Raw genomic sequence first — 18,257 nt, 5'->3', positions numbered from 1 at the left:
ATGGTTGGCAATCGGCGGCCCCGCTGTCCCATGCAACCGGGCGCGATACTTAGGAACGTCCCGCCAGAAAGCCGACGAGCAGCGCGAGACCCGCCACCGCGCCGAGCGTGTGCCACGGCTTGTCATGGACGAAGTCGTCGGCATAGCCCGCTGCATCGCCGAGCTTGTCGGTGATGACAGAACTCGCGCCGTCCATCTGCGAGCGCGCGAACTTCAGCTTCGATTGCAGTTGCTTGCGCAGGCGGTCGGCGTCGATATCCTTCGCGCCTTGGAGAGAGCTCTCCAGATCGTCGAGCAGGCTGCGCAACTGGTCGGTCGCCGAATCGACGACATCGCCCGCACCGCGCACGGCGCGTTGGCCGACATCGGCTGCGCCATTGATCTTGCTGTCGAGCGTCGAACGTGAAAACAATCCCATTTCATGGCTCCTTTATTTGACGTGCCGGAGAATGGCTGCACGAAGGCCATGAGTGCATGGCCCGGCCCGCGCGGCCCCTTGCGCTGACGCGCGTTCCCTGCTGTTACGACTTGAACCCGTGCGTCATCGTTCCCTCCCTGTCTGAACGCTTCAGCACGCAGCCGGACTCAACAATGAAGCAAGGTTCATTCCTCGACGAGCGCGCCGAGATCCACTTCGCGTTCGTTGCGCGTATGGCGGCGCATCGCGAGCGCCATCATCCCGCAGACGAAGACACCGAACACGACGATGATCCATTGCACCGGCACCTTCTCCGTCAGAAGGAGCGCATACGCGCCGAGCATTGCGAGCACGGCGAGATTCTGGTTGAAGTTCTGCACGGCGATCGAATGGCCCGCCGAAAGCAGCGTCGCGCCGCGATGCTGGAGAATCGCGTTCATCGGCACGATGAAAAAGCCCGACAGGCCGCCGAGCGCGATCATCAGCGGATACGCCATGAGAATGTAGGCCGGTGCGAACAACGGGCCGATATGCACGCCCGCGCCCGCCGGAAACAGGTCCTTGTTGTAGAACGCCATGGCGATGGCCACCGCGCCGATCAGCACGCCGACCGGCAGCACCTTCAGCGACTGCCTGAGCGCGATCCACGCGGACGCCGCCGCCGCGCCGAGCGCGATGCCGACGCCCGTGATGCCTTGCAGCACCGCCGCCTTCGACAGCGACAATCCGAGATTGGCATCGGCCCATTTCAGCACCAGCAGTTGCAGCGTGACGGCTGCGCCCCACAAAAGTGTCGTGACCCACAGCGCGATCTGCGCGAGCTTGTCGCTCCACAAGACCTTGAAGCAATGCGAAAAGTCGTGCACGAGGCGCGTCGGCTGCGTCAACAGATTCGGGTAGCGCGCGCCGGTATCGGGAATGAACGCATTGATGACGGCCGCCGATGCGTAGATCACCATGACGGCGAACATCGCGGCGTGCGCGGCGCTGGCGACGAGCGGCAGATGCGCGTGCGTCACCCAGCGTTGGACGACCTGACTCACGAGCGCGCCGCCGATCACGGTGCCGACGATGGTCGAGCCGACCGTCGCCGATTCGAGCCACGCGTTCGCGGCGATCAGCTTCTGCGGCGGCAGCAGTTCGGTCAGGATGCCGTATTTGGCCGGCGAATACGCGGCCGCGCCGAGGCCGACCACGCCGTACGCAATCATCGGATGCACGCCCGCGATCATCATCGCGCAGCCGCCGGCTTTGAGCGCGTTCGAGATGAACATGACGTGGCGCTTTTGCAGGGCATCGGCGAATGCGCCGACGAAAGGCGCGAGCACCACGTAGGACACGGTGAAGAAAATCTGCAGGAGCGGCGTGACCCACGGTGCCGAGCGCACGACGGCGAGCATCGCGATGGCGGCGATCAACAGCGCGTTGTCCGCCAGCGACGAGACGAACTGCGCGGCGATGATCGTATAGAAGCCTTTTTTCATGGCGTGCTGGCGGCCGGGGCGCCGGGCGCCGCAAAGAAGGGAAAGGGAAGGGGAGAAGCGCGCCCCGCTGGACGCGAAGCAAAAGAGAGCACTCTAGCGGAGCGCGGCGCTCATTGCAGCGCACGCGCCGCGCCCGTCAGGCAGTAGCGAGAACGGAGCGCGACGGCGCGCGCTCCGGCAAGGCGTACGTCGCATGCGTTGGGTTACTCGCCCGTCAGACGCGTGCGCGAATACATGTCGAGGATCTTGACCATCTGTGCATAGACCTTCGGGTTCGCGGCGACGATCTCGTTCTTGAACAGGAAGTCCGATTCGCCGGTGTAGTTGCCGACCAGCCCGCCCGCTTCGGTCACGATCAGGCTGCCCGCCGCCACGTCCCACGGATGAATGCCCTGCTCGAAGAAGCCGTCGAGCCGTCCGGCCGCGACGTTCGCGAGATCGAGCGCCGCCGCGCCCGGCCGGCGCAGGCCCGCGCACGACAGCGTCATTTCGCTGAAAAGGCGCATGTAGGCGTTCAGGCCCTGACCGTCGCGAAACGGAAAGCCCGTGCCGATGAGCGCATCCGACAGACGGTCCAGCTTGCCGACGCGAATGCGCCGCTCGTTCAGATATGCGCCGCCGCCGCGCGATGCGGTGAAGAGATCGTTGCGCGTCGGATCGTAGACGACGGCCTGCGTGACCGTGCCCTTGTGCGCGAGCGCGATCGAGACGCAGTAGTACTGGAAGCCGTGGATGAAGTTGGTGGTGCCGTCGAGCGGATCGATGATCCACTGATAATCGGATTCGCGATCGTCCTGGCCGGACTCTTCCGCGAGAATCGAATGGTCGGGATAGGCGGTGCGCAGCGTCTCGATGATGGCCGCTTCCGACGCCTTGTCGACTTCCGTCACGAAGTCGTTGTGCTGCTTCTTGCTGACGAGGAGGCGGTCCAGGTCCAGCGACGCGCGGTTGATGATCTGTCCGGCGCGGCGCGCGGCCTTGACAGCGATGTTGAGCATCGGATGCATGAGCGAAATCCTTTGACCGCCGCGCGTTGCACTAACGTGTGCGGGCGATGGGTTGCAAGATGGGTTGGCGACAACGACTAAGGTCGACGAAAGACGAATTGAATAAGAGCGGGGCGCCCGCAGACGTTCACGAAGCGCGAAGGGGCCATTTTACCCGAATGCGGTGCGGCGCATGGAGAGGCGGCTGCCCGCGCGAATCGGCGTTAACATAGCGCGTTAATCTTGCAACTCATCTGCAACTCAAAAGCACGAACCGCGCCTTGGAATCCAACGATCTTTCTCTCCCCGCCGACGGCTTCACGTCCACGCGGTTCATCCTCGTCGAGCCGAGTCATCCGGGCAATGTGGGCGCAGCCGCCCGCGCGCTCAAGACCATGGGCTTCGCGCGCCTCGTGCTCGTCGCGCCGCGCGTCGCCGAAGTGAAGCACGACCCCGAAGCTGTCGCGATGGCAAGCGGCGCGGACGACGTGCTCGCGTCCGCGCAGGTCGTCGATTCGCTCGCGGAGGCGCTCATCGGCGTGCATTGGTCCGTCGCGCTCACCGCGCGCACGCGCGAGTACGGGCCGCCGCACATGCCGCCGCGCATCGTCGGCGATCGCGCGCGCGAGTTCGCGCATCACGGCGATATCGCGCTCGTGTTCGGCAACGAGCGCACCGGGTTATCGAACGCGGATGTCGAGCGTTGCAGCGCGCTCGCCCACATTCCGGCGAATCCTGCTTACAGCTCGCTCAATCTCGCGCAGGCGGTGCAGGTGCTCGCTTACGAGCTGCGGCTTGCGTTCCACCAGACCGCGCCTGCTGCGGCGCCCGGCGAAACGGTGGGGCAGCGCGCATCGAGCGATGAAATCGAAGGCATGTACGCGCACCTCGAAGAGGCATTGGTCGCGCTCTCGTTTCTCGATCCGGCCAATCCGAAGAAATTGATGTCGCGCGTGCGCCGTCTTTTTGCACGAGCAGGTCTCGAACGTGAGGAAGTGAACATTCTTCGGGGCATTGCAAAGCATATTCTTCTGGGTGGTAAAGAGCCGTGAGCGCGACCGCGCTGTCATCGGGGGCATCGGGCGCGTCCTGCACAGGCGGCGCGCTCGTCCTACAATCGGCAAAAAACGGCTCGCCGACATAAGCTTTGCGCTTTCTCAGCTAAGCACCGCGCGATGAATGCGCAACGCAGCGCAACCTTTCCCCGACTGAGATCACCGCCATGTTCGACCGATTTCGCGAAGACATCGCCGCTATCCGTGAGCGCGATCCCGCCGCTCGCAGCGTCTTTGAAGTCGTCACGTGCTATCCGGGCCTGCATGCCATCGTGCTGCATCGTTTCGCGCACGGCTGCTGGCATCGCGGCTGGCGCTGGCTTGGCCGCTTCGTGTCGCAGATCGCGCGCTTTCTCACGGGCATCGAGATCCATCCGGGCGCGACGCTCGGGCGGCGCGTGTTCATCGATCACGGCATGGGCGTGGTGATCGGCGAGACGGCGATCATCGGCGACGACTGCACTATCTATCAGGGCGTGACGCTCGGCGGCACGTCGCTCTCGCGCGGCGCGAAGCGGCATCCGACGCTCGAGCGCGGCGTGATCGTCGGCGCGGGCGCGAAAGTGCTCGGCAGCTTCACGGTCGGCGCGGACGCAAAGATCGGTTCCAACGCGGTCGTCGTGAAGCCGGTGCCGGCGGGCGGCACGGCGGTCGGCAATCCGGCGCGCGTCGTGATGCCGGCGGTCGGGAAAAAGCCCGATGCGCGCGAGAACGCGAGCGCCGCGTTCTGCGCGTACGGCATCACGCCGAACGCCGACGATCCCGTGTCGCTCGCGATTCACGGCCTCATCGATCACGCATCGACGCAGGCGCAGCGCACCGACGAGATCGTCGCGGCACTGGAGCGGCTCGGCGCGCGCGTCGAGGCGCTGCACGGCATGGATGGCGCGACGCTGCTCGACCTGAAGCGCCTGTCCAAAGTGATGGAAGGCGAGGCGCGCGGCGCCGAACGCCAGTTATAGCGGTAGCGCGTGTACGCCGCCGGCATCCAGACGTAAATAGCCACCGCGCGGCGCGTCGATATCCAATTCCCAATCGGGCAGCACCCAGCGCACGCCTTCCACTTCGCGATGCATCGCGGGGCGGTGCGTGTGGCCGTGGATCAGCGTATGGGCGCGGCTTCGGATGAAAAGCGTCGACACGGCCTTGCGCGTCACGTCGTATTTCGGCGATGCGCCGTCCATGCGCGCGCCTTCGCTCTTGCTTCGCATGCGCTGACCGATGGCGAGCCGCGTGGCGAGCGGCAGCGCGAGAAAGACCCGCTGCGCGTGGCGGTTGCGCGCGAAGCGGCGAAAACGCTGATACGCGCGATCGGCGGTGCAGAGCGCGTCGCCGTGTGCGAGCACGATGCGCGTGCCGAACGCGGTCATCGCGAAAGGATCGGGCAGCGGCATGGCGCCCGCTTCCTTCATGAAGCGTTTGCCGAGCAGGAAGTCGCGATTGCCGTGCATCACATAGAGCCCGATGCCGCGCTCGGACAGCGTGTGCATGAGCTTCGTCATGCGCCGCGCGAAGCGAGCGCGCTCGTGGTCCACGGCGGGATCGAGCACGTCGTCGCCGACCCAGAACTCGAATAGATCGCCGAGAATGAAAACGGAGTCCGCCTCGTTGGCCGTGACTTCGATGAAATGTTCGAACGCGGCGACCGTGTTCGGTATCGCCTCGCTCAGGTGCAGGTCCGAAACGAAAAACAGCGGGCGCGCGTCATGCGCGCTGCCCGCTGCTTCGTGCTTCGATTCGCGACCGAAAGACTGCGTGTCGATCATGCGATGAACGATCAGACCACCACGGCCTTCTCGATGATGACGTCGTCGACCGGCACGTCCTGGTGGAAGCCCTTCGAGCCCGTCTTGACCTTCTTGATCTTCTCGATCACGTCCAGTCCTTCGACCACGCGGCCGAACACCGTGTAGCCCCAGCCCTGGGGCGTCGGCGACGAGTGGTTCAGAAAGTCGTTGTCCTTCACGTTGATGAAGAACTGCGCCGTGGCCGAGTGCGGGTCGTTGGTGCGCGCCATCGCGACCGTGCCCGTGTCGTTGGTCAGGCCGTTGTTGGCTTCGTTCTGGATCGGCGCGTCGGTCGGCTTTTGCTTCATGCCCGGCTCGAAGCCGCCGCCCTGAATCATGAAGCCGTCGATCACGCGATGGAACACCGTGTTGTCGTAGTGGCCCTTCTTCACGTAGTTCAGGAAGTTCTCGACGGTCTTCGGCGCTTTTTCGGCGTCGAGTTCGAGCTTGATGACGCCGTGGTTCGTATGCAGTTCGACCATGTTCTTTCTCCGGTGTGTTGAATGAGCGGAATGGGCGGCGCGCGACCATCGCACGCCGCCGCGAGTGTGCGTGTTACTGGGACACCACGGTCGCCGACTCGATCACGGTCGGCTTTTGCGGCACGTCGGCCATCGGCCCGCGCGTGGTGGTCGGGCTGCCTTCGATCTTCTTCACGACATCCATGCCCGAGACGACCTTGCCGAACACGGCATAGCCGTTGCCGTCCGGGTTCGGATAGTCGAGCCCGGCATTATCGACCGTATTGATGAAGAACTGGGCCGTCGCCGAATTCGGATCGCTCGTGCGCGCCATCGCGAGGGTGCCCGTCGCGTTCTTCAGCCCGTTGCGGCTTTCGAGCGGAATCGGCGCGCGCGTGGGCTTCTCCGCGAAGCTCGTGCTATAGCCGCCGCCCTGAATCATGAAGCCGGGAATCACGCGATGAAAAATCGTGCCGCTGTACTGACCGGACTTCACGTAAGCGAGAAAGTTCTCGACTGTCTTCGGCGCCTTCTCCGGATACAGCTCGACGCGGATGTCGCCTTGCGAAGTCTTGAAAAGCACGTTCGGATGCGCGGCCTGCGCGGGTTGCCCGGGTTGAGCAAAGGCGGGGGCGGTCGCGATCAGGGCGGCGCCGGACAGCGCCAACATCAGCAATTTCATGAAGGTCGGATCCTCGATTGATGGATGCAAAGCGTCGTGCAATCGCGCGGCGCAGGACGACAGCTTACCGCCTGCGCGCGCGGGTTTATCTTCTTACGGCTGCCCGTCGGGGGCGACATAAGGCGATGTGGGCAGCGGGCCGCTCGGTCCACCGAACGGCGAGTAACTGTCGGGCGAGGGCATCGTCGTGAAATTGGAGCCCGGCGTGGGCGTCCATTCATCCGATGTCGCGCGCGCCGCCGACGCGGCTTGCGCGCCCGAAGCTGCGGCGGCCGTGCCGCGCTTTCTCGGCGGCGGCGTGATGATGTTCTGAATCGCGGTGACGCGCTGGCGCGAGAGCGGGCTCGTCGAGCCGAGCGATTGCGCGCGCTTGTACGATTCGCTCGCGAGCCGCAGATACAGATCGCCGAGATTGTCGTAAGCGAGGGCGTAGCCGGGATTGGCCTTCACCGCCGTCTCCAGCGCGACGCGCGCGTCTTCGTAGCGGCCTTTCTTCGCGTAGAGCGCGGCGAGATTGTTGTACGGCTCGGGCAACTCGGGGTAGGCCTGCGTGAGTTCGGTGAACGCGCTGATGGCTTCGTCGTCGCGATTCAGGCGGGCGAGCACGGTCGCCCGCTTGAACTTCGCCTGCACGTCGCGCGGATGACTCGCGAGGCGGGCATCGAGCTGCGTGAGCGCGGCGTTCCAGTCCTTGTTGGCAATGGACGCGTCGATCTGCGGCGTGGCATCAGCCGTGGCGGCGGAGACCTGCGCGAGCGCCGCGTTGGACAAACCGAAGCAGGCAGCCACGCCGATCACGGCGACTGCGGCGGTGCGCGCAAGCGTCGCGGCGAAGCGTTGGCGGAAACAATCGGCAGCGGGCCGGCGAGAGAGTTGCAAGGGCATGCGCGCTTGGGCGTGGGTCACTTGAATATGGGTCAAGGAATGAGGCGGGAAGAGACCGAAGAACCCGGAAGCTCGGCTGTGAACGGCGTGCAAACCGACTGCACGGCTACGCGTGAAACACATGAACGGCGGGGGCGAAAGCGAAGCAAGAAGCACGCGTGGCAGTGCCCGCTGTGCGGCCGCCTGGAGGTTTCATGGGCTCAAATCCGGGTGTTATACTCCGACCCATTCTAACAAAAGGTCCGGACGTTCCGCGCACGCGCCTTGCACACGACATTGCGCTCGTGCTCACGCGCTGCCGACATCGGACTGTCTTTGCCACTCGTGGCCGTCTCCGTCCTGGTCGCACGACCGTCGTGTTCGCGCTCGCGTGTGCGTCTTCCTCGCCCCGCAGTATCGAGCACGCCGTTTGCGACTCAACGCACGGTTGGTTCCGGCACACGCACTGTCCTCTATGAATTCGCTGCGCATCTACAACACGCTCGCGCGTGACAAGCAACCCTTCACGCCGCTTCGCCCCGGCGAGGTACGCATGTACGTCTGCGGAATGACGGTCTATGACTACTGTCACATCGGACATGCGCGCGTGATGGTGGTGTTCGATGTCGTGCAGCGGTGGCTGCGCACGCTCGGCTTCAAGGTCACGTACGTGCGCAATATCACGGATATCGACGACAAGATCATCCGCCGCGCGGTCGAGAACAACGAGCCGATCAAGTCGCTCACGCATCGCTTCATCACGGCAATGCACGAAGACGCCGATGCGCTCGGCGTCGCGCGCCCGGACATGGAGCCGCGCGCCACCGATTTCATCCCGCAGATGCTCGGCATGATCGATGCGTTGCAGACGAACGGCTATGCCTATCACGCGAAGGACGGCGACGTGAACTACGCGGTGCGCAAGTTCGCGGGCTACGGCAAGCTCTCGGGCAAGTCGCTCGAAGACTTGCGCGCGGGCGAGCGCGTGGCGGCCAACGACGCGAAGGAAGATCCACTCGACTTCGTGCTGTGGAAACACGCGAAAGAGGGCGAGCCTGCGGACTCCGGCTGGGACTCGAAGTGGGGACGCGGCCGTCCGGGCTGGCATATCGAATGTTCGGCGATGGCCTGCAAACTGCTGGGCGAACACTTCGACATTCACGGCGGCGGTCAGGACTTGCAGTTCCCGCATCACGAGAACGAGATCGCGCAGAGCGAGGGCGCGACGGGTCAGACCTTCGTGAACTACTGGATGCATAACGGCTTCGTGCAGATCGACAGCGAGAAGATGTCGAAGTCGCTTGGCAACTTCTTCACGATCCGCGAAGTGCTCGAAAAATTCGATGCCGAAGTGGTGCGCTTCTTTATTGCACGGGCACACTACCGTTCGCCGCTGAATTACAGCGACGTGCATATCGACGATGCAAGAAACGCGCTGACGCGTCTATATACGGCGTTGAAGGTTGTCGAGCCGGACAATCAGCAACTTGACTGGAACGAGGCGAACGCGCAGCGTTTCCAGTCAGCGATGAACGACGACTTCAACACGCCGGTGGCCGTGTCCGTGCTGTTCGATCTCGCAAGCGAAGTGAACCGCACGCGCGACGCCGCGCTCGCGCGTCAGTTGAAGAGCCTGGGCCAGCTGCTCGGTTTCTTCGGTCGCGAGCCGCGCGCCTTTCTGCAGCAGGCAGGCGGAACCGCCGCGGCTGAGGGCCTCTCGCCGCACGAGATCGAAGCGAAGATCGCCGAGCGCATCGCCGCGAAGCAAGCGAAGAACTATGCCGAAGCAGACCGGATTCGCGCCCAGTTGCTCGAAGCCGGGATTGCGCTTGAAGACAAACCGGGTGGGTCGACCGAATGGCGTCGCGTATGAACGCGAACCTTCGAACCCTCTGATCGACTCGCCAGGCAGGAGGCAAGATGGCAACGGCCAGGAAGACGCCGGTCAAGCGACCCGCGTCAGGAAGTGCTGCGTCGCCCGCAACGAAGCGGGCGCGCGGTGCGCAACTCAAAGCAAGCACGCAGACGGAGAGTGCATCAACGGCAACGCCGCGCAAGACCGCGGTCACGCGGGCGGCATCGAAGGAAACGGCAGGCGCGCAACTGAACGGCACACGCCGCATCAACGGCGAAGATGTCTCCGCGCACACGTCGAAAGCGGCGATCGTGCCGATGCCGGCGCCGCGTGCGAAGGGCAGCGGCCGCGCATCCGCGAGCGATGCCGCGAACGGGCAATCGCTCGTTGCCGACAAGGAGCAGGGCGAAGTAGTGCGCAAGTCGCGTGCGGTCACGGCCGATGCCGCCGTTCCGGTGCAAGTGGGCGGCCTCACGCGCGAGATCGTGCGTCCCGATTACTGGGACAAGGCGTGCGCCGATCTCATGAAGCGCGACCGCATCCTTAAGAAGCTGATCCCGAAGTTCGGGCAGATGCACCTCGTCAATCTCGGCGATCCCTTCTCGACGCTCGCGCGATCCGTCGCCGGACAGCAGATTTCGGTGAAGGCCGCGCAAGCCATCTGGGAACGCGTGAAGACCGCGTGTCCCACGGTCGTGCCGGCGGATTTCATCGCGCTCGGCGCGGAGAAGCTCCAGGGATGCGGGCTCTCTAAGCGCAAGACCGAGTACATACTCGATCTCGCGCAGCACTTTGTTTCCGGCGCGCTGCATGTCGATACATGGGCGTCGATGGACGATGAATCGGTGATCGCCGAACTCACGCAGATTCGCGGCATCGGCCGATGGACGGCGGAGATGTTCCTCATCTTCAACTTGTCGCGCCCGAACGTGCTGCCGCTCGACGACCTCGGCCTCATTCAGGCGATCAGCGTCAATTACTTCAGCGGCGAGCCGGTCACGCGCAGCGAAGCGCGCGAAGTGGCGGCCAACTGGGAACCGTGGCGCACCGTCGCGACGTGGTACATGTGGCGCAGCCTCAATCCGATTCCCGCAGACCACTGATTCACAACAGCATTTGCTGGGCTATCGTTGATTTATAATCGATAGTTCCCGCGCGTTTTTATCAGGGACGGACGCGGTTAGAATAGACGCCCTTGCGCCCCTGCCCGTTGTTCAAGGACTCGAACACATGAAGACCACGTTTCTGGATTTCGAGCAGCCGATCGCTGAACTCGAAGCGAAGATCGAAGAACTCCGCTTCGTTCAGGACGATTCCGCTGTCGATATCTCGGAAGAAATCGAGCGGCTGTCGAAGAAGAGCCAGCAGCTCACCAAGGATCTCTACGCGAACCTGTCGCCGTGGCAGGTTTCGCAAATTGCGCGTCATCCGCAGCGTCCGTACACGCTCGATTACGTGAGCGAACTTTTCACCGACTTTCACGAACTGCATGGCGACCGCTCTTTCGCGGACGACCTCGCCATCGTCGGCGGCTTCGCGCGTTTCAACGGCCAGCCGTGCATGGTGATCGGCCATCAGAAGGGGCGCGACACGAAGGAGCGCGCGCTGCGCAACTTCGGCATGCCGCGTCCGGAAGGCTATCGCAAGGCTGAGCGGCTCATGCGCCTGGCCGAGAAGTTCAGCATGCCCATCTTCACGTTCGTCGATACGCCGGGCGCGTATCCGGGCATCGGCGCGGAAGAGCGCGGGCAGTCGGAAGCCATCGGCCGCAATCTTTTCGTGATGGCCGAACTTAAGACGCCGATCATCACGACGATCATCGGTGAAGGCGGCTCGGGCGGCGCGCTGGCCATCGCGGTGGCGGACACGGTCATGATGCTGCAATTCTCCACGTACTCCGTCATCTCGCCGGAAGGCTGCGCGTCGATTCTGTGGAAGAGTGCGGCGAAGGCGCCGGAAGCGGCCGAGGCGCTCGGTCTGACCGCGCATCGCCTGAAGGCGCTCGGGCTTATCGACAAGATCGTGAACGAGCCGCTCGGCGGCGCGCACCGCGATCCCAAGGGCATGGCCGCGCTGCTGCGCCGCGCGCTCGCGGATTCGCTGCGGCAGTTCCAGGGCCTGAGCGTGCAGGAACTGCGCGAGCGCCGGTTCGACAAGATCATGGCCTACGGCAAGTTCAAGGAGTCGCTGCCCGGCGCGTGATCGGGCGATCCCGACGTTTCCTTTTGCGCTCATTCCTTCACGATTCTCGTGACTTCCGACAGCGAAACCCCGGCCGGTCGCCTCGTCTTCGAGGCGGTCCGCGCTGCGGTGTCCGACGCCGGGCTCGCCGCTGATGCGCTCCTCGCCGTCGCGCTCAGCGGCGGTCTCGATTCCACCGTTCTGCTCGATGCCGCCGTGCGTGCTTTTGGCGCGGCGCGCGTTGTCGCGCTCCATGTGCATCACGGGCTGAGCCCGAACGCCGATGCGTGGGCAGCGAACTGCCGCGCGTTCGCGGCATCGCTCGGCGTGCGTTATGCAGTCCGGAATGTCGAGGTGATGCGCGCGGGCGGCGAGAGTCTCGAAGCCGCCGCACGCGATGCGCGTTACCGCGCGCTCGACGAACTCTGCGACGCGCACGGCGCGGCGGCGCTCCTGATCGCGCATCACGCTGACGATCAGGCGGAAACCGTGCTCTTGCAACTGCTGCGCGGCGCGGGCGTCGCGGGTCTCGCCGCGATGGCGCCGCAGCGGCTCGACGGCGCGAACGTGCCGCGCCTGCGTCCGCTGTTGCGGCTCTTGCGCGCGCAGCTGGAGCAATACGCGCACGAACGCGACCTCAGCTGGATCGACGACGAATCGAACGCCGATACCCGCTATGCACGCAACGCGCTGCGTCACGACGTGCTCCCGGTGCTCGCCGTGCACTTCCCCGGCTTTCGCGATGCGCTCGCGCGCACCGCGTCGCACGCGGCATCGGCGCAGCGGCTGCTCGACGAACTCGCGCGACTCGACATGGAAGTCGCGCAGGGCGAGGAGGAGGGCACGCTCGCACTCGACGCGCTGCTCGCGCTCGACGACGAACGCGCCATCAACGTGCTGCGCTACTGGATGCGCACGCGGGATCTGCCGGCTGCATCGACGGCGCGCATCGCGGATATGCTGCGTCAGCTTCGGCATGCGGCCAACGCCCGCGACGGGCATGCGTTGCGCGTCGATCATGCGGGGCGGTGTCTGCGCGTCTATCGCAATGCGCTCTTCTGGGAGACGGGCGACAGCGCCGATGCGCCCGACTTCGATGAAGGCGCGGCGGTGGCGAAGGCGCCGAGCGAACTGCACTGGCAAGGCGACGAAGTCTGGCGGCTGCCGCAGTGGCGCGGCTCGTTCGTGTTCGAGCCGGCCGCTTTGCCCGGCGGCGATGTCGTCGCCGAGGGCTTGCTGCGCGCCGCGCCGATCGTCGCGCGTTCGCGTGCGGGCGGCGAGCGCATGCGTCTTTCTCCCGACGCGCCCAGCCGCACGCTCAAGAATCTGTTCCAGGAGCGCGGCGTGCCGGCGTGGAAGCGCGACGTGCCGCTGCTTTTCATTCGCGACGCGCTTCTGTTCGTGCCGCTCGTCGGCGTGAACCGCGATGTCGCGCCGGAAACGTCGCACTCGCCGTTGCGCCGCATCGTCTGGCGTCCGGATTTGCTGCTGGCCTGAGCCGCTCGACGCCGGGCGTCTTGCGCGAAGCCGGTAGAATAGGGCGCGCGGGCGTCCAATCTTGAAATTTCGGCCTCGATCGGGTACCGTAACTCGTTTGCCCGCCACGCGCTTTGCGCGGCATCTCCGTTCAAAAGACGCGAATTTCGCCCGCGACGCGCCCCTTGCGCGCGCAACGTCACCTTACGAGTGCGACTCCCCGGGCGGGCATGCGGCGGCACCCGCGTATCGTTGCTGGCTTTCCCTATCCCCGAAGCCGTCGAGCGCAACGCCAGAGCACCACGAGCATCACGCATCGAGCGCGTCAGCGCGGTTTTCCCTTCAGTTCAAAACGACAATGGCACTCATCGTACACAAATACGGCGGCACTTCGATGGGCTCGGTCGAGCGCATCAAGAACGTCGCCAAGCGCGTCGCCAAATGGCACAAGGCCGGCCACCGAATGGTCGTCGTGCCCTCGGCGATGTCCGGCGAAACCAACCGCCTGCTGGGTCTTGCGAAAGACATCACGGCGAACCCGGACCCGCGCGAACTCGACATGATTGCCTCCACGGGCGAGCAGGTCAGCGTGGGGCTGCTCGCCATCGCGCTGCACGCGGAAGGTCTCGACGCCGTGAGCTATGCCGGCTGGCAGGTGCCCATCAGGACGGACAGCGCGTTCACGAAGGCGCGCATCAGCGAGATCGACGGCGAACGCGTGTTGAAAGACCTCGACGCGGGCAAGGTCGTGGTCATCACCGGCTTCCAGGGCGTCGATCCGGAAGGCCATATCGCCACGCTCGGGCGCGGCGGCTCGGATACGTCGGCGGTTGCTATCGCGGCGGCGCTGAAGGCGGACGAGTGCCTGATCTACACCGACGTCGACGGCGTCTACACGACCGATCCGCGCGTCGTCGAAGAGGCGCGACGGCTGGATCGCGTGACCTTCGAGGAAATGCTGGAAATGGCGAGCCTGGGCTCGAAGGTTCTGCAGATCCGCTCGGTGGAGTTTGCCGGCAAGTACCAGGTGAAGACGCGGGTGCTGTCGAGCCTGACCGATCCGCTCATGCCGCTCGATGCCGAAATGCACTCGGGCACCCTGATTACTTTTGAAGAAGACGAGAACATGGAAAAGGCAGTTATCTCCGGCATCGCGTTCCAGCGCGACGAAGCGCGCATCGCGGTCATGGGCGTGCCCGACAAGCCGGGCGTCGCGTATCAGATTCTGGGTCCGGTGGCCGATGCGAACATCGACATCGACATGATCATTCAGAATCAAAGCGTGAACGGCAAGACGGACTTCACGTTCACGGTGGGCCGCGGCGACTATCAGCGCGCGCTGGAGATCCTGAACGGCCAGGTGAAGGGCCACGTGAACGCGGAAACCGTGCTGGGCGATCCGAAGGTGTCGAAGGTGTCGGTCGTGGGCGTTGGCATGCGTTCGCACGTGGGCATCGCGAGCACGATGTTCCGCACGTTGTCGGAAGAGGGCATCAACATCCAGATGATCTCGACTTCCGAAATCAAGATTTCCGTACTGATCGACGAGAAGTACACCGAGCTTGCGGTTCGCGCGCTGCACAAGGCGTTCGAGTTGGACCGCGGTTAAGCGGCTATCAGGCGGCTACTAGCGGTTTCATACCTTCGGCACTGTTTCGGTTCGGTTGCCGGCGTGATTCGAATTTGATCGATTGGAAAAAATCGTCATGCGAATTTGACCGCTGCGGCTGAACAGGCTATTATCTCGATCTCGTTGCGCTGCACTCCCGGCGCAACGAAAAGTTTGGGAGACGTGGCCGAGAGGTCGAAGGCACTCCCCTGCTAAGGGAGCATCTGGCTAAAAACTGGATCGAGGGTTCGAATCCCTCCGTCTCCGCCAGTGGTAGGAGAAAAGCCCCGCAAGTCGAAAGACTTGTGGGGCTTTTTGTTTTGGGGTGCCGCGCGAGTGCTTCGTGGCGTTCGCCGTTCCGTGCGGAATCGCGACGATAGTCGGTCCGTATGCGCAAGAAGTTCATGCGCTCTGCAACGCTGGTCAGAACTGTTATCTTTGTCGCTTGGCATCAGGGCGCGACACAAGTCCCTTACCCAACGCCACCCTCCGCCGTTTTAGGAAGATTCCGATAGCGACGACAACGCCCGTGCGTTGCAATGCTCCGCATTTCCATCTTGAGCAATAAGGACAACAAAGGATGAGAGATGCAACCGGCCGCGAGGCCGCGCGCCTTGGCGACAAGACGAATCACGGCGGCGTTGTCATTCAAGCAGCGCCCGATTTCAAGCATTTGGGCATTCCCGTTGCGCTCGATCAACACCTGACCGAGTGCCCAAAGTGCGGCGGCACCTTCCCGATCATCGCGACGGGCAAAATGACCCATAAGGGTCGCCGCGTCGCCTATATCGGTGACACAACGGCTTGCGGTGCAACGCTGATTCGGACGTGAGGCAATAACCATGTTCGATCCGCTACAAAGCCGCACCCTGAAGGTGGAATGCGAGGCGCTACCCACTTGGGGCAGCGGGGATATTCTTCTGCCTCAGCGCCTCAAGGGCGTCGAAACGCTCGGCGAACTCTTTGAATATCGCCTTGACTTCGCCACGCTTGATAGTCCGACGTTCCGCCTCTATAAAGCCCGCGAACTGATCAAGCCCGACGATTACATTGGTAAAACGATAAAAATCCTGCTGGAATTCGAGGGGAAAGGAACGTTCATTCCGGGACTGCCCGGTGATCTCGGCGCGGGCAATGTCGGCGCGGGCGTCCGCACCATCGAGGGCATCATTACCGAGGTCCAGCAGATCGGCAGCGACGAGCGACGCGCGTACTATCAATTCACGGTTAGGCCGTGGCTCTGGCTTTTAGGCCAGAACAAAGAGAATCGAATTTTCCAAAATTTAACGGTTTTGGAAGTTACCGAGGCGGTGCTTACAGGCACGAAGTATAAATTCCCGTGGCGCACGCGCCTGGCTGCGGTTTCACTGAACAACAATATCTTTCCGAAGCGGGATTATATCCGGCAGCTTTGGCAAAGTGATTACGACTTTCTCATTCAGATATGGAGCGAATGGGGAATCTATTATCACTTCGACGGCATGACGCTGATGCTATGCGACTCGCCCGGCTCTCACAAAGATCACAAGAACGCATACGACACGATTCTCTTTCATGCGCCCGAGGATATCCGACAATTCTGATTCTGCTGACGGCTGGATGACAGAACGCCGACGGTCGAGAAGGTTCAGTCGTTGGTGCGTCCGCAGGCCGCGCGTACGCGCGCAGCAGTCGATGCAACCGGCGACGCGTCCATCGCGACGGCCGGCGTATCGGGCAGGGCTTCGGCGAGAAGCTGGGTCAGGGTGCGTCCGGGCGGCATCTCGACGAACACGTTCGCGCCGCGCTCGGCGAGCGCGATCGTCGAATCGTGCCAGCGCACCGGATAGCGCAGGTTGGTCGCGAGGTCTTCGCGGATCGCATCGGCGCGCACGAGCGCGCGTGCGCCGCGATTGCCCACATACGCGATGCGCGGCGCGACGAAGCGCACCTTGTCGGCGGCTTCCGCGAGGCGTGCCGCTGCGTCTTCCAGCAGCACGCAATGCGACGGCACGCTCACCGCCAGCCGCTCCACCTTGCGTGCGCCGCGTGCGAGCGCGACTTTGCGCACGGCGTCGAGCGCGTCGTCGCTGCCCGATACGACGATTTGTCGCGGCGCGTTGAGATTGCCGATGTAGGCATCGGCGCGGGCCTCGGCGCGCGCCTCGTCGATCACGCTCGCGATCTCGCGTTCGTTCATGCCGAGTATCGCGAGCATTCCGTAGCCGCGCGGATAGGCGTCTTCCATCAGCGTGGCGCGCAGGCGCACCAGCCGCAGCGCCTCGTCGAAGGCGAGCGCGCCGCAGGCGACCGCCGCGCCGTACGCGCCAACGGACAGCCCGGCGACGGCTTGCGGTTCGATGCCTTCGTCGGCGAGCGCACGCGCCGCCGCGACGCCCGCCACGGTCAGCGCGACCTGAACCGCGACGGTCGATGCGAGCGCGTCGGCGTCATCGAGCGAGAGCACGTCTTCGCCAAGAATGGCCGATGCCTCCGCAAGCGTTCGCGCGATTGCCGGATGCGGCTTCTCGCCGCCCAGCCGATGCAGGAAGCCCGGCGTTTGCGCGCCTTGTCCGGGAAAGAGATACGCGATCACGGCGCAGCCCACGGATCGGCGGCGAAACGCGGACCGTCCGCGTGACGAAGCAGCACGCGCACGTTCTGCCTGGCGAAATCCGCGAGCGAAAAGGCGGCGCCGGGCGTTTCGATCTGCACGTCGATGCGCGTGCCGGCCGGGCGGGCTTGGAGCGAGAGTGCATCGAGAAGCCGCGATGCATCGGCGTGCGAAAGCGGTTGGGGCGCTCGCACGATGACGTCGAGGTCGCTGTGTGTCGTGATCGTCGGCACGCCGCTCGCCAATTCGAAGCCCGTGCTCCCCGCCGGTCCCCAGGCGAGGCCGGAAGCGTCGAGGATCGGCGTGATGGCGCGCAGAAACGCGAAGGCCGGCATATTCTCGCGCGATGCGTCGGGCTGGCGCAGCCGCAACGCTTCGGGCGTCAACGCGCTGTCGATGTAGCGCGGTTCGAGCCACGCGCCGAATCGCTCGCTGCGAGCCGTGCCGCGTATGCCGACCGCGATCGCGCTCCCCATGCGCGGCGCGCGTCGCACGACCACGAACGGCGCGCGAGCGAGCGATGCGTCGACCCACGGGGGCGCATCGGGAAAGGGCGGCGCAGTCGCGGACAAGGCCAGCAAGTCGTGCGGGCGCGGTTCGGGCAGCGGGGGATTCATCACGCGATACGGTTCTCTATCCGTTGGTTACGCGGCGTGGCGGGCCGAAGCGCGGGATAGAGCGCGCGGGACGCAGAAATTGCGGAATACGTGGAATGCACGCAATGCACCGAGCGGCCCGGACGTGCCCGCGCCTCCGAACGCACCAAATGCATTCGATGCCGCAAACGCCGCAAACGCCCGGACGCC

Annotated in this window: 18 protein-coding genes and 1 tRNA gene; 10 read left to right on the top strand and 9 right to left on the bottom strand. The window is 64.3% G+C overall.

The features are described 5' to 3' along the window. Positions 1 to 49: 49 nt before the first annotated feature. The 3 genes from GV035_RS18870 to GV035_RS18860 all read right to left on the bottom strand — a co-directional run bounded on the left by GV035_RS18870 (position 50) and on the right by GV035_RS18860 (position 2,909). Positions 50 to 418 carry a DUF883 family protein gene (locus tag GV035_RS18870; RefSeq protein WP_159836507.1) on the bottom strand — a complete coding sequence of 123 codons (369 nt, stop codon included), beginning with the start codon at positions 416 to 418 and terminating at the stop codon, positions 50 to 52. 185 nt (positions 419 to 603) lie between these two features. Further along, positions 604 to 1,902 carry a lysophospholipid transporter LplT gene (lplT, locus tag GV035_RS18865; RefSeq protein WP_159836506.1) on the bottom strand — a complete coding sequence of 433 codons (1,299 nt, stop codon included), beginning with the start codon at positions 1,900 to 1,902 and terminating at the stop codon, positions 604 to 606. A gap of 203 nt (positions 1,903 to 2,105) precedes the next feature. Beyond that, positions 2,106 to 2,909 carry an inositol monophosphatase family protein gene (locus tag GV035_RS18860; RefSeq protein ID WP_159836505.1) on the bottom strand — a complete coding sequence of 268 codons (804 nt, stop codon included), beginning with the start codon at positions 2,907 to 2,909 and terminating at the stop codon, positions 2,106 to 2,108. 260 nt (positions 2,910 to 3,169) lie between these two features. Between GV035_RS18860 and GV035_RS18855 the strand changes: the two genes are divergently transcribed. After that, positions 3,170 to 3,940, top strand: a complete 771-nt coding sequence (locus GV035_RS18855; protein ID WP_159836504.1) for an RNA methyltransferase — start codon at positions 3,170 to 3,172, stop codon at positions 3,938 to 3,940. Positions 3,941 to 4,110: 170 nt separating this feature from the next. Next, positions 4,111 to 4,905, top strand: coding sequence for a serine O-acetyltransferase (gene cysE, locus GV035_RS18850; RefSeq protein WP_159836503.1), 795 nt, complete (start codon positions 4,111 to 4,113; stop codon positions 4,903 to 4,905). On the opposite strand, the gene GV035_RS18845 is transcribed toward cysE, so the two are convergent. The 4 genes from GV035_RS18845 to GV035_RS18830 all read right to left on the bottom strand — a co-directional run bounded on the left by GV035_RS18845 (position 4,900) and on the right by GV035_RS18830 (position 7,758). After that, positions 4,900 to 5,709 carry a UDP-2,3-diacylglucosamine diphosphatase gene (locus GV035_RS18845; protein ID WP_159836502.1) on the bottom strand — a complete coding sequence of 270 codons (810 nt, stop codon included), beginning with the start codon at positions 5,707 to 5,709 and terminating at the stop codon, positions 4,900 to 4,902. The genes cysE and GV035_RS18845 overlap by 6 nt on opposite strands. A gap of 11 nt (positions 5,710 to 5,720) precedes the next feature. After that, a complete protein-coding gene (locus GV035_RS18840) occupies positions 5,721 to 6,212 on the bottom strand; it encodes a peptidylprolyl isomerase (protein WP_159836501.1) in 492 nt (163 codons plus the stop codon). A gap of 73 nt (positions 6,213 to 6,285) precedes the next feature. Beyond that, positions 6,286 to 6,873 (bottom strand): peptidylprolyl isomerase, encoded by a 588-nt coding sequence (locus tag GV035_RS18835; protein ID WP_159836500.1) that lies wholly within the window; start codon positions 6,871 to 6,873, stop codon positions 6,286 to 6,288. Between the two features lie 93 nt (positions 6,874 to 6,966). After that, the gene (locus GV035_RS18830) at positions 6,967 to 7,758 is read right to left on the bottom strand and encodes a tetratricopeptide repeat protein (protein ID WP_159836499.1); all 792 of its coding nucleotides are present in this window, start codon (positions 7,756 to 7,758) and stop codon (positions 6,967 to 6,969) included. A 454-nt stretch (positions 7,759 to 8,212) separates the two neighbouring features. Here GV035_RS18830 and cysS point away from each other — a divergent pair, with 454 nt between their 5' ends. The 8 genes from cysS (at position 8,213) to GV035_RS18790 (ending at position 16,441) form a co-directional block, all read left to right on the top strand. Then, a complete protein-coding gene (gene cysS, locus GV035_RS18825; RefSeq protein WP_159836498.1) occupies positions 8,213 to 9,610 on the top strand; it encodes a cysteine--tRNA ligase in 1,398 nt (465 codons plus the stop codon). Positions 9,611 to 9,657: 47 nt separating this feature from the next. Further along, positions 9,658 to 10,695: a DNA-3-methyladenine glycosylase family protein gene (locus GV035_RS18820; RefSeq protein ID WP_159836497.1), complete on the top strand. Its 1,038-nt coding sequence runs from the start codon at positions 9,658 to 9,660 to the stop codon at positions 10,693 to 10,695. A 127-nt stretch (positions 10,696 to 10,822) separates the two neighbouring features. Then, on the top strand, positions 10,823 to 11,794 hold the full coding sequence (locus GV035_RS18815; protein ID WP_159836496.1) for an acetyl-CoA carboxylase carboxyltransferase subunit alpha: 972 nt from the start codon (positions 10,823 to 10,825) through the stop codon (positions 11,792 to 11,794). Positions 11,795 to 11,842: 48 nt separating this feature from the next. Next, positions 11,843 to 13,270, top strand: coding sequence for a tRNA lysidine(34) synthetase TilS (tilS, locus tag GV035_RS18810; RefSeq protein ID WP_159836495.1), 1,428 nt, complete (start codon positions 11,843 to 11,845; stop codon positions 13,268 to 13,270). 337 nt (positions 13,271 to 13,607) lie between these two features. Continuing rightward, on the top strand, positions 13,608 to 14,858 hold the full coding sequence (locus tag GV035_RS18805) for an aspartate kinase (protein WP_159836494.1): 1,251 nt from the start codon (positions 13,608 to 13,610) through the stop codon (positions 14,856 to 14,858). A 177-nt stretch (positions 14,859 to 15,035) separates the two neighbouring features. Then, a tRNA-Ser gene (locus tag GV035_RS18800) sits at positions 15,036 to 15,128 on the top strand. Between the two features lie 310 nt (positions 15,129 to 15,438). Further along, a complete protein-coding gene (locus GV035_RS18795) occupies positions 15,439 to 15,690 on the top strand; it encodes a PAAR domain-containing protein (RefSeq protein WP_159836493.1) in 252 nt (83 codons plus the stop codon). 10 nt (positions 15,691 to 15,700) lie between these two features. Further along, positions 15,701 to 16,441 (top strand): phage late control D family protein, encoded by a 741-nt coding sequence (locus GV035_RS18790; protein WP_159836492.1) that lies wholly within the window; start codon positions 15,701 to 15,703, stop codon positions 16,439 to 16,441. Positions 16,442 to 16,485: 44 nt separating this feature from the next. Here the strand turns inward: GV035_RS18790 and mdcH are convergent, their stop codons facing one another. Both mdcH and GV035_RS18780 read right to left on the bottom strand, forming a co-directional pair. After that, positions 16,486 to 17,433 carry a malonate decarboxylase subunit epsilon gene (gene mdcH, locus GV035_RS18785; protein WP_159836491.1) on the bottom strand — a complete coding sequence of 316 codons (948 nt, stop codon included), beginning with the start codon at positions 17,431 to 17,433 and terminating at the stop codon, positions 16,486 to 16,488. Further along, on the bottom strand, positions 17,430 to 18,068 hold the full coding sequence (locus GV035_RS18780) for a malonate decarboxylase holo-ACP synthase (protein ID WP_159836490.1): 639 nt from the start codon (positions 18,066 to 18,068) through the stop codon (positions 17,430 to 17,432). Before GV035_RS18780 ends, mdcH begins: the two co-directional genes overlap by 4 nt. Positions 18,069 to 18,257 lie beyond the last annotated feature (189 nt).

Origin of the sequence: Burkholderia sp. 8Y, from assembly GCF_902506145.1 — a bacterium.
Lineage (GTDB): Bacteria > Pseudomonadota > Gammaproteobacteria > Burkholderiales > Burkholderiaceae > Caballeronia.
This window is presented reverse-complemented; position numbering and strand designations above follow the sequence as displayed.

Bases quoted from the DNA above. Each gene is read 5' to 3' on its own strand.
- GV035_RS18870 (WP_159836507.1), bottom strand. From the start codon at position 418: ATGGGATTGTTTTCACGTTCGACGCTCGACAGCAAGATCAATGGCGCA.
- lplT (WP_159836506.1), bottom strand. From the start codon at position 1,902: ATGAAAAAAGGCTTCTATACGATCATCGCCGCGCAGTTCGTCTCGTCG.
- GV035_RS18860 (WP_159836505.1), bottom strand. From the start codon at position 2,909: ATGCATCCGATGCTCAACATCGCTGTCAAGGCCGCGCGCCGCGCCGGA.
- cysE (WP_159836503.1), top strand. From the start codon at position 4,111: ATGTTCGACCGATTTCGCGAAGACATCGCCGCTATCCGTGAGCGCGAT.
- GV035_RS18845 (WP_159836502.1), bottom strand. From the start codon at position 5,709: ATGATCGACACGCAGTCTTTCGGTCGCGAATCGAAGCACGAAGCAGCG.
- GV035_RS18840 (WP_159836501.1), bottom strand. From the start codon at position 6,212: ATGGTCGAACTGCATACGAACCACGGCGTCATCAAGCTCGAACTCGAC.
- GV035_RS18835 (WP_159836500.1), bottom strand. From the start codon at position 6,873: ATGAAATTGCTGATGTTGGCGCTGTCCGGCGCCGCCCTGATCGCGACC.
- GV035_RS18830 (WP_159836499.1), bottom strand. From the start codon at position 7,758: ATGCCCTTGCAACTCTCTCGCCGGCCCGCTGCCGATTGTTTCCGCCAA.
- cysS (WP_159836498.1), top strand. From the start codon at position 8,213: ATGAATTCGCTGCGCATCTACAACACGCTCGCGCGTGACAAGCAACCC.
- GV035_RS18820 (WP_159836497.1), top strand. From the start codon at position 9,658: ATGGCAACGGCCAGGAAGACGCCGGTCAAGCGACCCGCGTCAGGAAGT.
- GV035_RS18815 (WP_159836496.1), top strand. From the start codon at position 10,823: ATGAAGACCACGTTTCTGGATTTCGAGCAGCCGATCGCTGAACTCGAA.
- GV035_RS18805 (WP_159836494.1), top strand. From the start codon at position 13,608: ATGGCACTCATCGTACACAAATACGGCGGCACTTCGATGGGCTCGGTC.
- GV035_RS18795 (WP_159836493.1), top strand. From the start codon at position 15,439: ATGAGAGATGCAACCGGCCGCGAGGCCGCGCGCCTTGGCGACAAGACG.
- GV035_RS18790 (WP_159836492.1), top strand. From the start codon at position 15,701: ATGTTCGATCCGCTACAAAGCCGCACCCTGAAGGTGGAATGCGAGGCG.
- GV035_RS18780 (WP_159836490.1), bottom strand. From the start codon at position 18,068: ATGAATCCCCCGCTGCCCGAACCGCGCCCGCACGACTTGCTGGCCTTG.